Here is a 14,147-nt window from a genome sequence, read left to right on the forward strand (position 1 = left end):
TCCTCGGCGGAGGGAAGTGAGGATTGCCTCTAACGGGTGATCCGGGGTTGCTGTTCCGAGAGGGGCCGGCTGTTCATTACTCTCGGGTAGGTGAGCACTGGAACAGATCCCCTCGCCCCGCTGGCCCAGCTCCCCGGGGTGCCCGACGCCGTGGCCGAGGTGCGCAAGGCCGTCGACCGGCTCTACGGTCACCGGGTGATGCGCCGCCGCGCGGCCGAGGTCACCTCCGAGTCCGCGCTGCGCGGCGCCCGCGCGTCGGCGGCGCTGGCCGGGGCCGACTGGCCGCTGGAGGAGGTCCGGCGCCGCAGCGACTTCAGCGCGGACCCCGAGGCCCGGACGGTCGGCGCGGCCCTGCGGATCGCCGCCGAGGCCGGCCAGCTGCTCAGCATCTGGCGGCACTCGCCGCTCCAGGTGCTGGCCCGGCTGCACCTGCTCGCCGTCGGCGACGGCGAGCCGTCCGCCGGGCGGCCCCGCCGCGCGGGCGAGGGCGTCGAGGAGCTGTTCCCGCTGGGGCTCAAGCCGGTGGAGAGCGTTGAGGTCGCCCAGGTGGACGAGCCGCTGCCGGTGCTGCCGCCCGCCCCGGGTGCCGAGGAGGTCGCGGCCCGGCTCGACCAGCTCTCCCGGCTGCTGGTGGCGCGCGCCGAGGGCCAGGGCGTGGGGACGCCGGCCCTGGTGGTCGCCTCCGTGGTGCACGGCGAACTGCTCGCGCTGCGGCCGTTCGGCGCGTACAACGGCGTGATCGCGCGGGCCGCCCAGCGGATCGTGCTGCTCGCCGAGGGGCTTGACCCGAAGTCGATCTGCCCGGCCGAGGTCGGGCTGGCGGAACTCGGCACCGACGCCTACCGGCGGGCCCTGGCCGGCTACCTGGCGGGCACGCCCGAGGGGATGGCGGCCTGGATCGCGCACTGCGGGCGGGCGCTGCGGCTCGGGGTGCGGGAGAGCACGGCGGTCTGCGAGGCGATGCAGCGCGGGATGGTCTGAGCGGGCGCGGGAGGGGCACGGGCGGGGGCGCGGGCTCTTCCGGAGCTTCTGGCGCTTCTGACACGAAGATGCGGCGGCACCTGATCCTGCCTGGTGCCGCCGCTGGTGCAGATACCGGGTGACCATGCATGCACCGGAAGTGCTGATCAGACGGGGATCCTGCCCGTTCGTCTGGTCCAGCGGCCCGACAGCGGGTCGGCTGCATGTGGGTGCTCGGTTATCTGTACACGCGGTCCGTGGGGCCTTAACTGCGTTGTCGGTTTGACCTCTTCGGGTCCTGACCGGGTCTCGCGGGCCGTGCTTCATTTGTATCGCGTTTCGGGCGAAAGGGGAACCCGAAAAGTGAACTCTGTGCTGATTGTCTGATTTGCCTGCGTTGCGAGGCCTGCGGTGGGTGGCCGGTGTTTGCCTGTGTTGCGGGCCCGCGGCGGGCGGCTCAGGCCTCCGGACGGCGCCGGTGGGCCAGGTACCAGATGACCCCGGCGGTCACGGCCGCCGTCCCGATCGCCACGGCCGTCAGCACCGAGCCGCTCGGCGCGGAGAACTCCGGGAGCCGCCGCCGCAGTTCCACCGGCCGGTCGAAGACCAGCACCGGCCACTCCCGGGCCTGGGCCTCCTTCCGCAGCGCGCGGTCGGGATTGACCGCCGACGGGTGGCCGACGGCCTCCAGCAGCGGCAGGTCGGTGGAGGAGTCGCTGTAGGCGTAGGAAGCGGCCAGGTCGTAGCCCTCGGACTCGGCCAACTCCCGGATGGCGGCGGCCTTGTTCTCGGCGTAGGCGTAGTACTCGATCTCGCCGGTGTAGCAGCCGTCCTCGACCTTGAGCCGGGTGGCGATCACGTGGTCCGCGCCGAGCAGCGCGCCGATCGGCTCGACCACCTCGGAGCCCGAACTGCTGACGATCACCACGTCCCGACCGGCCGCGTGGTGCTGCTCGATCAGTGAGGCGGCCTCGTCGTAGATGATCGGGTCGATCAGGTTGTGCAGCGTCTCCGCGACGATCTCGCGGACCTGCTGGACGTTCCAGCCCCGGGTGAGCGAGGAGAGGTACTCGCGCATCTTCTCCATCTGGTCGTGGTCCGCGCCACCGACCAGGAAGACGAACTGGGCGTACGCGCTGCGCAGTACGGCCCGACGGTTGATCAGACCGCCCTGGTAGAACGGGCGGCTGAAGGCCAGCGCGCTCGACTTGGCGATGATGGTCTTGTCCAGGTCGAAGAAGGCCGCCGTGCGCGGCCCGCCCGGCCTGGGGCGAACGGGTGAGCGGGTCTGCGCGGGCCCGGTGGCCTCGCCCGGGGACTCGTCGGCGTGGTCGTCGGCGTTCTCGGTGGTGTCCACGGGAACCGAGGATAGAGGGAGCCGCAAAACAGGCCGCCATTCGGTGTACTCGTGGGCGTGCGGGTTTGTGTTTCTGGCCGCTCGGGTACACCATGGAAGTCACGGATCGTTCGCGACCGTGCTAACCCGGTCCGGCTCCTCCCCCCCGAGTCGGGCTGTGGATAGACGACCCCCGCTCTCCCCCCCGGCGGGGGTCGTCGCACGTCCGGGGCCATTTTCAGGGCCTGAAGGCCCTTCGCGGCGAGCGCCGCGGCCGCCCCGCCGACGGTGTACAGGGGGTGTCGACACCCTGGTCCACTGACCACCTTTCGTCACTCTGTGTCGCCATTTGCTCATGGCTGCCCATGGCTCTTCGGCTGGTTCCGATCGGTGGGCCGGGCTGCTGCGGCGGGGTGTCCGAGCGGCCTTCGGGAGGGTTCGCCGGGTGGCCGGCGGGGGGCGCGACGGGCTTCCGGTTCGTCTCCGTGATCCCCGATCGTCAATTCTTTGACGATTAATCCCCCGCCCGGGTGAACGTTTTCCTCCACAGCCCACGAGTTATCCACAGGGATTCGCATCGTGGATGACGGAATCCCGATCTCCCCCCACCGTGATGGTCGGCGGCGGTCGCCGGGCGGATCTCACCTCCCTCTCTCCCACGAGGTCTGCCGGGCGGCCGTTCGCCGGAACCGTCCGACGTGCGCCCCGGACCGCCCCTGGCGGCCGTCGGCGCAGAGGGGAGCCCGCCATGTCGACGCCGATCGCCGACCACGCCACCACCGAAGGGCCCGGGGCCACCGGTCCGCTCGTCGTCACCGAGGACGAGGGCCTGGCCGAGCACCTGCTGCGGCTCTGCGCGGCCGCCGGCACCGAACCGAGGCTGATCCGGGGCGCACCACCGCCGCGCGAGCTCTGGGAGGGCGCCTCACTGGTGCTCATCGGGGACGACCAGGCCGCCCGGTGCGCCGGGCTCGGCCGGCGCGGCGGGGTGCTGCTGCTCGGGCTGGACCTCGACGACGCCGGGGTGTGGGTCAGAGCCGTCCAACTCGGCGCCGAGCACGTGCTGTTCCTCCCCGACGCCGAAGCCTGGCTGCTCGACCGGATCGCCGACGCGGCCGAGGGCGCCGGCTCCCCGGCGCTCACCGTCGCCGTGCTCGGCGGCCGGGGCGGGGCCGGGGCCTCGACCCTGGCCTGCGCCCTCGCGGTCACGGCCGCGCGGGCGGGGCGGCGGACGATGCTCATCGACGGAGATCCGCTGGGCGGCGGCCTCGACATCCTGCTCGGCGGCGAGGCGGCCCGCGGGCTGCGCTGGCCCGATCTGGCCGGTTCGCGCGGGCGGGTCAGCGGGGTCGAACTGGCCAGGGCGCTACCGGTGCTCAAACGGATCTCCGCGCTCTCCTGCCTGTCCTGGGACCGCGGCGACACCCTGACCGTGCCGCCGGAGGCCATGCGCAGCGTGCTGGCCGCCTCCCGGCGGCGCGGCGGGCTGGTCGTCGTCGACGTGCCGCGCCATCTCGACGCGGCCGCCGGGCAGGCGCTGGAGCAGTCCGACCTGGCGCTGCTGGTGGTGCCGGCCGAACTGCGCGCGGTGGCCGCCGCCGACCGGGTCGCGGCGGCCGCCCGGATGCGGCTCGGGGACGTCCGGGCGGTGGTGCGGTCACCGCGCACCTTCGGACTCCCGGCCCACCGGATCGCCCGCGGGCTGCGGCTGGAGCTCGCGGGGGAGTTGGAGCCGGAGCCCGGCCTGGCGGAGGACGTCGAGAAGGGCGTCCCGCCCGGCATCCGGGACGGCGGCCCGCTCGCGCGCTTCTGCGAGACCTTCCTGGACGAGGTGTTGCCGCCGGTGCCGGCGGTCGGAGGAGGTGTGTACTGATGGTCCGTCTGCGCAGAACAGGCCCCACCGTGCGGGCGGGGGGCGGTCCGAAGAGCCGGGGCGACGGTGCGCGGGAGCACCGGCCGCTCAGGAGCGTGCCGCCGCCCGGCGGGCCACCCGAAGCGCCGCGCCACCCATGCCCGTACGGGCGCACCGCCCGGGAGGAGCGGACGGCGGAGCTGGTGGACGCGGTCCGGTTGCGGCTGGCCGAGTCGGGTGCCGCCCCGACGGCGGGGTCGGTCGCGGCCGTGCTGCGGGCCACCCGGCCGCCGCTCGGCGGGGACGAAGTCCTGGACACCGTGCGCTCGCTGCGCGCCGAACTGGTGGGTGCGGGCCCGCTGGAGCGGCTGCTGGCGGCGCCCGACGTCACGGACGTCCTGGTGAACGGTCCGGACGAGGTGTGGGTCGACCGTGGCGGCGGCCTGCACCGGGCCACCGGAATCCGGTTCGCCGACGCCGAGGCGGTACGGCGGCTGGCCCACCGGCTGGCCACCGCGGCCGGACGGCGGCTGGACGACGCGCGGCCCTGGGTGGACGCCCGGCTGCCGGACGGCACCCGCCTGCACGCCGTACTGCCGCCGATCGCGGCCGGCTGCACGCACATCTCGCTGCGGGTCTGCCGGCCCCAGCCGTTCACGCTCGACGAACTGGTGGCGGGCGGGGCGCTGCCGCCGGAGGGCGCCGGCCTGCTGGCCGGCATCCTGCGGGCCAGGCTGTCGCTACTGGTGTCCGGCGGGACGGGCACGGGCAAGACCACGCTGCTCGCGGCCTTGCTCGGCCTGGTCGGGCCGGAGGAGCGGATCGTCATCGCGGAGGACTCCGCCGAACTGCGGCCGGCCCATCCGCACGTCGTCCGGTTGCAGAGCAGACCGCCCAACCAGGAGGGGCTGGGTGAGCTCACGCTGCGGGACCTCGTCCGGCAGGCACTGCGGATGCGTCCGGACCGGCTGGTGATCGGAGAGGTCCGCGGGGCCGAGGTGTCGGACCTGCTGGCCGCGCTGAACACCGGGCACGAAGGCGGATGCGGCACGGTGCACGCCAACACGGCGGCGGACGTGCCGGTCCGGCTGGAGGCGCTGGGCTCGCTCGCCGGGCTCGACCGGCCCGCGCTGCACAGCCAACTCCGGGCCGCACTCGACCTGGTGGTGCACCTGGTCAGGGAGCCGGGCTCGGGGCGCCGCCGGGTGGCGGAGATCCACACGTTGGCCGCCGGCCGTGACGGCCTGGCCGTCACCACCCCGGCGGTGGAGTTCCCGGTGGCGGGCGGTCTGGTCCCCGGGGCGGGTTGGGAGCGACTGGTCGGGCTGCTGGCGGTGCGCGGGGTGTCGCTCGCTGCGGGGCCGACGTGACGGCGGCGGTGGCCGGGTTGGCAGGTGCAGCCGGGTTGGTGGGTGCGGCCGGGTTGGCGAGTGCGGCCGTGCGGGCGGCGGAACTCGCGTTCGTCCTGCTGCTGGGCGGGTGCGCGGCGGGCGCCCTGACGCTGCTCGGGGCGTGGAACAGGAAAGACCGACGACCGGGAGGGTCCTGACGTGATGAGTGATCAGAGTTCTTTCTGTTGGGCATTGGTGCTGTGTCTGCTGGCCGTCGCCGCATGGCGTGCGGTGCAGGAGCAGCTGCCGGGCGGTCGGCGGTACAGGCTGGTGCTGGCCGGCAGCGGGCCCCCGCCCGTTCCGGTGCCGGGCCCGCCGGCGGTGACCGCGGGGCGCGCCCGGCCGCGGACGTCCGACTGGCTGGCGCCCGAACTGTTGCTCCTGCCGGTGGGGTTGGCGGCCGGGCAGGCGACCTCCTCGCCGCTGCCGGTGCTCGCCGCCGGGCTGGCCGTACTGCCGCTGCGGCGGTGGCGGCTGCGACGGCGCGTGACGGTGGAGGCCGGGCGGCGGGCGGCCGCCGTGGTGGAGCTCTGCACAGGGCTGGCAGGGGAGTTGCGCGGCGGGGCGACGCCGGAACAGGCGTTGCACCTGGTCACGGCCCGCCTCGCGGCCGACCCGGACGGGCTGCGCCGGCTCGGCGAGGAGCCGGTGGCGCGGCTCGCGGCGGGCCGGTATGGCGGGGACGTGCCCGCCGCGCTGCACCTGCTCGCCGAACTGCCGGGCGGGAGCGGGGCGTCGGCGATCGCGGCCTGCTGGCAGGTCGCCTCCGACGGCGGGTCGGGGCTGGCCGTCGCGCTGGACCGGGTGGCGGAGGCGCTGCGCGGCGAGCGGGCCCTGGCGGAGGAGATCGCCGGGGAACTGGCGGGGCCGCGGACCACGATCGCCGTCCTGGCCGCCCTGCCAGCCGCCGGGCTGCTGCTGGGGGCGGCGCTCGGGGCCCGGCCGGTGGGCATCCTGCTGCACACGCCGGCCGGGCTGGGGTGCCTCGCGGCGGGGGCGGCACTGGAGGGCCTGGGCGTGCTCTGGACGGCGCGCATCGTCCGGGCGGCGGCTCAGGGCGCTCAGGGTGCCCTGGAGGCTCCCCGGCGGGTCGCCGGGGCGTGGGGCTCTGGTGGTGGCGGGAGCTGCGGGCTCTCACGGGTACGGGCGCGGGTGCAGGCGCGGGCGGAGGTGGTGTCGGGGTGATCCGGGGAGTCGGGTGGGTGATCGCCGGGGGGCCGGTGATGGTGGCCGGTGTGGTGCTGGTGCGTGGGTGGGCGCGACAACGGCGTTTGTTCGGGCGGGTGTTGGTGCGGGTGCCGCCGGCATCTGGTGGTCGTGGTCGTGGTCGTGGTCGTGGTGGCGGGCGTTGGCGGCCTGTGGCCCTGGCCGTGGGTGCCGGGGCCGGCGCGACGGTGTTGCTCGGTGGCGCCGTCGGGGTGGTCGTCGGGGCGCTGCTGGCGGCGGGCGTGCACCGGTGGTCGGCCCGGGTGCGGTCGCCGACGGAGCGGCGGGCGGTCCTGGAGGAGGAGCTGCTGACCAGGCAACTCCCGCTGAGTGCGGAGCTGTTGGCGGCCTGCCTCGGTTCGGCGGCCTCACCCTCGGCAGCGGTGTCGGCGGTCGGCCGGAGCGTGGGGGCACCGATGGGGCCCCGGCTGGTCGCGATCGGTGCCGAACTGGCCCTGGGCGCACCGCCGGAACTGTGCTGGAGCCGTCTGGGCGAGCAGCACCCGTCGCTGGCCCCGCTGGCCCGCTGCCTGGTTCGGACGAGCCTCGGCGGGGCTCCGGCGGCCGGGCCCTTGATCGGGCTCGCGCAGGGGCGGCGGACGGCGGCGGCCCGGGCGGCCCAAGCCCGGGTCCGCCGGGCGGGGGTGCTCGCCACCGCTCCGCTCGGGCTCTGCTTCCTCCCGGCCTTCGTCCTGATCGGCGTGGTGCCGGTCGTCATCGGCCTCACCACCCGCTTCGCCCAGGGCGGGTGAACGCGGGGCCGCGCCAAGCGGATCGGCGGCGGAGCCGTGGGCAGCGGCGTCGGCGGCAGCCGCGTAGGAGGCATCGGGGACATCGGTATGGCGGGACATCGGTATTTCGGAATTTCGGAGACAGGAGAGATTCATGACTGCAGTGATCGCAACGAGGCCCGGCAGCGGGCGCGCGCTCCGTCAGGCGCCCGGGGTGTGGCGGCGCAGGAGCCGCTGGGCGGCCCGCCGGATGCGCGGGATGGCCCGGAGCCGGGGCCGGTCGGACGCCGGGATGACCACGGCGGAATACGCCGTCGGCACCTTGGCCGCGTGTGCCCTCGCGGCCGGGCTGTACAAGGTGGTGACCAGCGCGACCATCATGGGGGCGCTGACCGATTCACTGGAACGGGCGCTTCATGCGACCTAGCGACCGTCCGCGAACTCCCGCCTGCGCAGCGGTGTTGGGGAATGCTTCTCGTCGCGTTGCCGTCGGCCGGCAGGCGTCCCCCGGCCTTCAGCCGGGAGGTGCCCCCTCCGCGTCGTGCCCCTCCGCTGCCGTTCGGTGCGCGCACCCCGACGCCGCCGCGCACCGCCTCCGGGCGAATGGCGGGAGACCGAAGGCTCGCCCTGGCCTGGCGGCGGCACGTGGTGGCGGGCGGGCGCGGTCGCTGCGGCCGGGCCGTCGCGGCGATGCGGGCTTCGTCACGGCGGAGACCGCGGTGGCCCTGCCGGCGCTCGTCCTGCTCGCGGCGATGCTGATCTGGGGCGTACTGGCGGCGGCCGCGCAGATCCGCTGTGTGGACGCGGCCCGGGTCGGGGCCAGGGCGGCCGCACGCGGGGAGGCGGACGCCGCCGAACTCGCCCGCGCGGCCGCGCCGCCGGGGGCCCAGGTGCGGGTGGCGATGGCGGCGGAGGTGGTGCGGGTGGAGGTGGACGCGCCGTGCGGGGCGCCGGGCAGGCTCGGCGGGCTGCTCGCGGTACGGCTGGGCGCGACCGCGGTGGCGGCGCGGGAGGACACCCTCGTGGGGGTCACGGGAGGAGCGGGAATCGCGGGAGGTGGTGGTTCATGGCCGGCCTGACCGGGGTGCGGTCGGGGGTGCGGCGGTGGGCGAGGACTCGTACCGCCCGGGCGGCCGCCGTCGGCGGGCGCGGGCCGGACGCCGGTTCGGCGACGGTCTGGCTGCTCGCCCTGGCGATGCTCGGCACGGCGGTCTTCGCCGGGACGATCGCGGTCGGAGCGGTGGTCGCCGCGCGGCACCGGGCCGAGTCGGCCGCCGACCTGGCGGCCCTCGCGGCCGCGGACCGGCTGCTGCTGGACCCGGACGGCGGGTGTGGGCGGGCCGAGGGGATCGCCGCCGCGCAGGGCGCCGGTCTGGTGTCCTGCACGGTGGACCGGACGGGGGACGCCGTCGAGGTGGTGGCCGAGGTGACGGTCGGTGGGCTGCCGGCGCGTCTGCCGGTCGGCCCGGCGCGGGCGAGGGCGCGGGCCGGGCCGGTGCGGGCCGGGGTCACCGCCGCCGAGGACGGCCTCGGCGGGCCGACCGGCGGCTCGGCGGCGGGCTCATGAGCCGGTCGGCGGCCCACCGTCCGCGCTCGGCTCGGGCTTCGCCCCGGAGTCCTTCTCGGGGTCCGTCTCGTGGTCCGTTTCGGAGCTCGCTGAGGGGTCCGCTGAGGGGTCCGCTGAAGGGCCTGTTGAGGAGTCTGCTGAGGGAGTCGCCGCTCCAGGGTCCACTGAGGGGTCCGCCGTCCTGGCGCCTGCCGTCCCGGAGCCTGCCGTCGTGGGGGCGCCGGCCAGCAGGACGTCCAGCAGTTGGACGGCTGCGGCCTTGTCCAGCGGCTCGTTCCCGTTGCCGCACTTGGGTGACTGGACGCAGGACGGGCAGCCGCGCTCGCACTCGCAGGAGGCGATCGCCTCGCGCGTGGCCGTCAGCCACTCGACGGCCCGCTGGAAGCCGCGTTCGGCGAAGCCGGCCCCGCCCGGGTGGCCGTCGTAGACGAACACGGTGGGCAGTTCGGTGTCGGGGTGCAGCGGGACGGAGACGCCGCCGATGTCCCAGCGGTCGCAGGTGGCGAACAGCGGCAGCAGGCCGATCGAGGCGTGTTCGGCGGCGTGGGCGGCGCCGGGCAGCTGGTCGAGCGGAAGGTCCGCGTCCAGCAGCTGGTCCTCGGTGACGGACCACCAGACCGCGCGGGTGCGCAGCGTGCGGGGCGGCAGGTCGAGCTTGCTCTCGCCCATGATCTCCCCGGTGGAGATCCGCTTCCGGAGGTAGCCGACCACCTGGTTGACCACCTCCACCGAACCGAAGCTGAGCCGGCCCTCGCCCCAGGGAACGGTGGTGTCGGTGTCGAGCACGGAGATGGAGGTGATGTCACGGGCGGCCGTGGTGTACGGCGGGTCGGCCGGCTCGACCAGGGCGACCGAGTTCTCCAGGTCGAGTTCCCGAACCAGGAAGGTGCGGCCCTGGTGCAGGTGGACGGCCCCGGTGTGGACGGTGGTGTGGGCGGCCGCGGCGTCCACCGTGCCGAGCAGGCGGCCGGTGTCGGCCTCGACGATCTGCACCGGGCTGCCGCCGCTGCCGCGCAGGTCGACGGCGTCGGCCGCGCGTTCGCGGCGGGTCCAGTACCAGGAGCCGTCGCTGCGCCGGCGCAGCAGGCCGCGCCGTTCCAGGACGGGCAGCAGCGGTGCGGTGGAAGGGCCGAACAGCTCCAGGTCGGCGTCGGTGAGCGGGAGTTCGGCGGCTGCCGCGCACAGGTGCGGCGCGAGCACGTGGGGGTTGTCCGGGTCGAGCACGGTGGCTTCGACGGGCGCCGCGAACAGCGCCTCCGGGTGGTGCACCAGGTAGGTGTCCAGCGGGTCGTCCCGGGCGATCAGGACGGCCAGCGCGCCCTGGGCCTCGCGGCCCGCCCGCCCGGCCTGCTGCCAGAGCGAGGCCCGGGTGCCGGGGTAGCCGGCCATCAGGACGGCGTCGAGGCCGGAGACGTCGACGCCGAGTTCGAGAGCGGAGGTGGAGGCGAGTCCGAGCAGCCGGCCGGTGTGCAGCGCGCGTTCCAGGGCCCGGCGTTCGTCGGCGAGGTAGCCACCGCGGTAGGCGGCCACCCGGTCGGCGAGCGGTCGGCCGAGCTGGTCCTGGGTCTGGAGGGCGACGAGTTCGGCGGCCCGGCGGGAGCGGACGAAGACGACGGTGCGGGTCTGGCGCTCGACCAGGTCGGTCAGCAGGTGTGCGGCCTCGGAGGTGGCCGTGCGGCGGACGGGCGCGCCGTGTTCGCCGACGTTCTCGGTCAGCGGCGGCTCCCAGAGGCCGAAGACCATCGGTCCGCGCGGCGAGGCGTCCTCGGTGACCGCCCGGGCGGGCAGGCCGGTCAGGCGCTCGGCGGTGGCGGCCGGGTCGGCGGTGGTGGCGGAGGCGAGCAGGAAGGTGGGTGACGAACCGTATCGGGCGCAGATGCGGCGCAGCCGCCGGAGCACCTGGGCGACGTGCGAGCCGAACACGCCCCGGTAGCTGTGGCACTCGTCGACGACCACGTAGCGCAGCACCTTGAGGAAGGAGGCCCAGCGGGCGTGGGCGGGCAGGATGCCGCGGTGCAGCATGTCCGGGTTGGTGAGCACGTACGAGGCGTACTGGCGGACCCACTCGCGTTCCTCGGGCGGGGTGTCGCCGTCGTAGAGGGCGGGTCGGACCCGGGGCGGGGCGAGTTCGGCGGCCCGGCGGCGCTGGTCGGCGGCGAGCGCCTTGGTCGGGGCGAGGTAGAGCGCGGTGGCGCCGCGGCCGTTGCGGGCCTCGGTGCCGTCCAGCAGGTCGCTGAGGACCGGGGCCAGGTAGCCGAGCGACTTGCCCGAGGCGGTGCCTGTGGCGATCACCACAGTCTGACCGCTTTTGGCCAGATTCATCGCTTCTGCCTGGTGCGCCCAGGGCTGCTCCACGCCGACGGCGAGGGCGGCGGCCACGATCTCGGGCCGGATCGACTCGGGCCACGGCGCATAACGCGCAGGTCGGGCGGGAAGGTGCTCCGTATGGGTGAGCCGGTCGGACCGCCCCCGGCTGGTGGACAGGGTCGTGAGCAGTGCCTCGGGCAGGCTGTGTCGGGGCGGCATGAGGACCCAGTGTGTCACCGGCGTGACGGAGAATCGTCGTAAGCCATCGTGCGGGCATGGTCGCAGGTGGTTGAATGTGGCCGTGACGGCCGGATGGCCGTGGGTCGCAGCGCCGAGGCTTGCCACGTGTGGCTGGGCGCGCCCGGGCTCGCGACCATGCGGTGGCGGCCGGCCGGCCGAGGATCGCACATGACGTAGCAAGGCAAGGTGCTGGAGGTTCCGTGGACCTGTCCCTGTCGACCCGTTCAGTCGGCGATCGTACGGTCGTCGAGGTTGGCGGCGAGATCGATGTGTACACCGCCCCGAAGCTGCGGGAGCAGCTGGTCGAGCTCGTCAACGACGGCAAGTACCACCTCGTCGTCGACATGGAAGGCGTTGACTTCCTCGACTCGACCGGTCTCGGTGTGCTGGTGGGCGGTCTGAAGCGGGTGCGTGCCCACGAGGGCTCGCTGCGCCTGGTCTGCAACCAGGAGCGCATCCTGAAGATTTTCCGCATCACCGGCCTGACCAAGGTCTTCCCGATCCACACCTCGGTGGACGACGCGGTCAACGCGACCGACTGACGCGGCCGGGCCGGCCCGTGCCCGTGGAGGCCGGCCCGTTCGTTCCAAGCGTCCGGGGTGCCGGGGCCTGCGGGCCCCGGTGCTTCCCGGCCGCCCCGGGGCCGGTTCCGCCGGCCCGCAGGGGCCGCATCGTCGGCCCTGGTCGGAGCACCCCGAAGGGGAGAGATGGCAACCGTCGAACTTCGATTCAGCGCGCTTCCGGAGCACGTGCGAACGGCCCGGCTGGTCGCCGCGGCCGTCGCGAGACGGGCCGGGGTCGACGAGTCGGTGCTCGACGAGGTACGGCTCGCGGTCGGTGAGGCCTGCTCCCGTGCGGTCGGCCTGCACCAGCGCGGCGGCATCGGTGGCACGGTCCGGGTCGCGTTGACCGACCAGGAGAAGCGTTTCCTCATCGAGGTCGAGGACGAGGCCGGCCCCGCCGCCGTCCCGGCCCCCGGTGCCGCCGAGGGGGCGGACCCGGACGAGGACACCCTCGGCCTCGCCGTGATCACCGGCCTGGTCGAGGACCTGGAGGTCACCAACGGCACGGACGGCGGCCTGATCCGGATGAGCTGGCCGGTCTCGGTCGAGTCCGTGGTGGTCTGAGGGCCCGGCCTTCGGCGTGCCTCGCGTGCCCGGGGTGGTCCGGGCGTCGGCCCGGTCCTCTGGGACGCGTTGAAACGTTGTTGAATCTGGCGGTTCGCTGCTTCCGGCACGACCGGGTCCGATCGGTGATCGGACCCGTCGCGACAAGGAAGCCCCTGCGGATTCGCATTCTGCGGCCGGTCGACAGGCCAGGCAGGCCGGACAGGCCGCCGCCACGCTGAAGGCCGCACCCACCACCGAGGCGCTCCGGGCCGAGCTGCCGATCAGCTCCTCGGTGAGCACCGGGAGCGAAGAGGTCTACTTCGGCACGCCGGTCGGCGTGCCGCGCGCCGTCCGGCCCGGCGATCCGATCCGCCCGATCCGCGTCGAGCGCGCCCGAGCGGGGCCGGGCACCCGGTGGGGGCAACCCGGGGCCCGGGAACCGGTCGGCAGGCGGCGGACATCGGCCGTGTAGGTTCGACGACCGAAGACGACCGAAACCGAAAGGCTCCTCCCGGTGAACAAGCGACTGCTGGCCGTACCCGTCCTCGGCGCGCTGCTCGCGTTCGGCGCCGTCGGCTGCGGCGGCGACGACAACGGCAAGCAGCTGGAGTCCTGGGCGTCGAACGTCTGCGGCTCGGCCAAGGACCCGATCGTCCAGGCGCAGGCCGCGCTCGCCGACACCGCCCAGGTGAAGACCGGCGAGACCCCGACCGAGCTGCAGAAGCGGCTCTCGACGGACATCGGGCGGCTGGCCAAGACCAACCAGGACATCGCGGCGGCCATCACCGCAGCCGGGGTACCCAAGGTGAAGGACGGCGAGAACCTGCAGAAGGACGCCGTCGCCGAGTTGACCAAGGCGGCCGACGGCTATCAGGACATCCAGAAGAAGCTGGACGCCGTGACCAACACCGACCAGTCGAAGTTCGCGGACGGCCTGCGCAGCATCTCGGACCAGATCCAGCAGTTGGCCTCGCTGTCCACGCAGGCGCAGGGCAAGCTGCAGCGCGGCGACCTCGGCGCGGCCATGGCCAAGCAGGACGGCTGCAAGCCCGCCGCCGCGGCCCCGGGCGGCGCGTCCGCCACCCCGAGCGCCGGGGCGCCCGGTGGGACGCCCGCGCCCGGCGCGACGGACGGCGCGAGCCCGTCGACCACCCCCTCCGCGGGCACCGACACCACCCCGGCGAGCCCGCCCGCCGCCCCGCCGACCACCCCGACCACCCCCGTGCCCAGCGCGAGCTGAGCCCGGGGCCGTCGGGCCGTCGGGCCGGCCGGTCCGGCGCCGGACCGGAGGGTGCCCGACCCTGCCCCCGAAGGCGGCCCCGAAGACGGCCCCCGACCCGCCCCGGACCCGGCGGGCCCCCCGGGCCGGGGGGGGGGCCAATGCGGGGTGGTGAGGATCCCCCGTCTCCACCCCAACCCCCCCGCCCAGTTGGGGGTGGCGCGGGGCG

13 protein-coding genes are annotated in these 14,147 nt (G+C 75.0%); 11 read left to right on the forward strand and 2 right to left on the reverse strand.

Features of this window, described 5'->3' with window-relative positions; all coding sequences use genetic code 11:
* Positions 1 to 90 precede the first annotated feature (90 nt).
* The gene (locus tag ACFV6D_RS07995; RefSeq protein ID WP_063348676.1) at positions 91 to 981 is read left to right on the forward strand and encodes a hypothetical protein; all 891 of its coding nucleotides are present in this window, start codon (positions 91 to 93) and stop codon (positions 979 to 981) included.
* A 436-nt stretch (positions 982 to 1,417) separates the two neighbouring features.
* On the opposite strand, the gene ACFV6D_RS08000 is transcribed toward ACFV6D_RS07995, so the two are convergent.
* Positions 1,418 to 2,317, reverse strand: a complete 900-nt coding sequence (locus ACFV6D_RS08000) for an HAD family phosphatase (protein ID WP_079135773.1) — start codon at positions 2,315 to 2,317, stop codon at positions 1,418 to 1,420.
* 727 nt (positions 2,318 to 3,044) lie between these two features.
* Here ACFV6D_RS08000 and ssd point away from each other — a divergent pair.
* From ssd to ACFV6D_RS08035, 7 genes are all read left to right on the forward strand, one after another.
* Positions 3,045 to 4,169, forward strand: coding sequence for a septum site-determining protein Ssd (gene ssd, locus ACFV6D_RS08005; protein WP_063348677.1), 1,125 nt, complete (start codon positions 3,045 to 3,047; stop codon positions 4,167 to 4,169).
* Entirely contained in the window at positions 4,169 to 5,518 is a 1,350-nt protein-coding gene (locus tag ACFV6D_RS08010; protein WP_363370478.1) for a TadA family conjugal transfer-associated ATPase, read from the forward strand. Before ssd ends, ACFV6D_RS08010 begins: the two co-directional genes overlap by 1 nt.
* Positions 5,519 to 5,734: 216 nt before the next feature.
* Entirely contained in the window at positions 5,735 to 6,724 is a 990-nt protein-coding gene (locus ACFV6D_RS08015) for a type II secretion system F family protein (protein ID WP_380335768.1), read from the forward strand.
* 185 nt (positions 6,725 to 6,909) lie between these two features.
* A complete protein-coding gene (locus ACFV6D_RS08020; protein WP_380558894.1) occupies positions 6,910 to 7,497 on the forward strand; it encodes a type II secretion system F family protein in 588 nt (195 codons plus the stop codon).
* 133 nt (positions 7,498 to 7,630) lie between these two features.
* A complete protein-coding gene (locus tag ACFV6D_RS08025) occupies positions 7,631 to 7,903 on the forward strand; it encodes a DUF4244 domain-containing protein (protein ID WP_063348693.1) in 273 nt (90 codons plus the stop codon).
* A gap of 292 nt (positions 7,904 to 8,195) precedes the next feature.
* Positions 8,196 to 8,555, forward strand: a complete 360-nt coding sequence (locus ACFV6D_RS08030) for a TadE family type IV pilus minor pilin (RefSeq protein WP_380335660.1) — start codon at positions 8,196 to 8,198, stop codon at positions 8,553 to 8,555.
* Positions 8,543 to 9,043, forward strand: a complete 501-nt coding sequence (locus ACFV6D_RS08035) for an Rv3654c family TadE-like protein (RefSeq protein WP_380335663.1) — start codon at positions 8,543 to 8,545, stop codon at positions 9,041 to 9,043. The genes ACFV6D_RS08030 and ACFV6D_RS08035 overlap by 13 nt, the downstream gene beginning before the upstream one ends.
* On the opposite strand, the gene ACFV6D_RS08040 is transcribed toward ACFV6D_RS08035, so the two are convergent.
* A complete protein-coding gene (locus tag ACFV6D_RS08040; RefSeq protein WP_380558896.1) occupies positions 9,038 to 11,569 on the reverse strand; it encodes a DEAD/DEAH box helicase in 2,532 nt (843 codons plus the stop codon). The two genes, ACFV6D_RS08035 and ACFV6D_RS08040, sit on opposite strands and share 6 nt — an antisense overlap.
* A 221-nt stretch (positions 11,570 to 11,790) precedes the next feature.
* Here ACFV6D_RS08040 and bldG point away from each other — a divergent pair, with 221 nt between their 5' ends.
* The 3 genes from bldG (at position 11,791) to ACFV6D_RS08055 (ending at position 13,939) form a co-directional block, all read left to right on the forward strand.
* Positions 11,791 to 12,132, forward strand: coding sequence for an anti-sigma factor antagonist BldG (gene bldG / locus ACFV6D_RS08045; RefSeq protein WP_049659132.1), 342 nt, complete (start codon positions 11,791 to 11,793; stop codon positions 12,130 to 12,132).
* 165 nt (positions 12,133 to 12,297) lie between these two features.
* Positions 12,298 to 12,717: an ATP-binding protein gene (locus tag ACFV6D_RS08050; RefSeq protein ID WP_063348694.1), complete on the forward strand. Its 420-nt coding sequence runs from the start codon at positions 12,298 to 12,300 to the stop codon at positions 12,715 to 12,717.
* 496 nt (positions 12,718 to 13,213) lie between these two features.
* Positions 13,214 to 13,939, forward strand: coding sequence for a hypothetical protein (locus ACFV6D_RS08055; RefSeq protein ID WP_063348695.1), 726 nt, complete (start codon positions 13,214 to 13,216; stop codon positions 13,937 to 13,939).
* Positions 13,940 to 14,147 lie beyond the last annotated feature (208 nt).

The organism is Kitasatospora sp. NPDC059812 (assembly GCF_042732075.1).
Lineage (GTDB): Bacteria > Actinomycetota > Actinomycetes > Streptomycetales > Streptomycetaceae > Kitasatospora.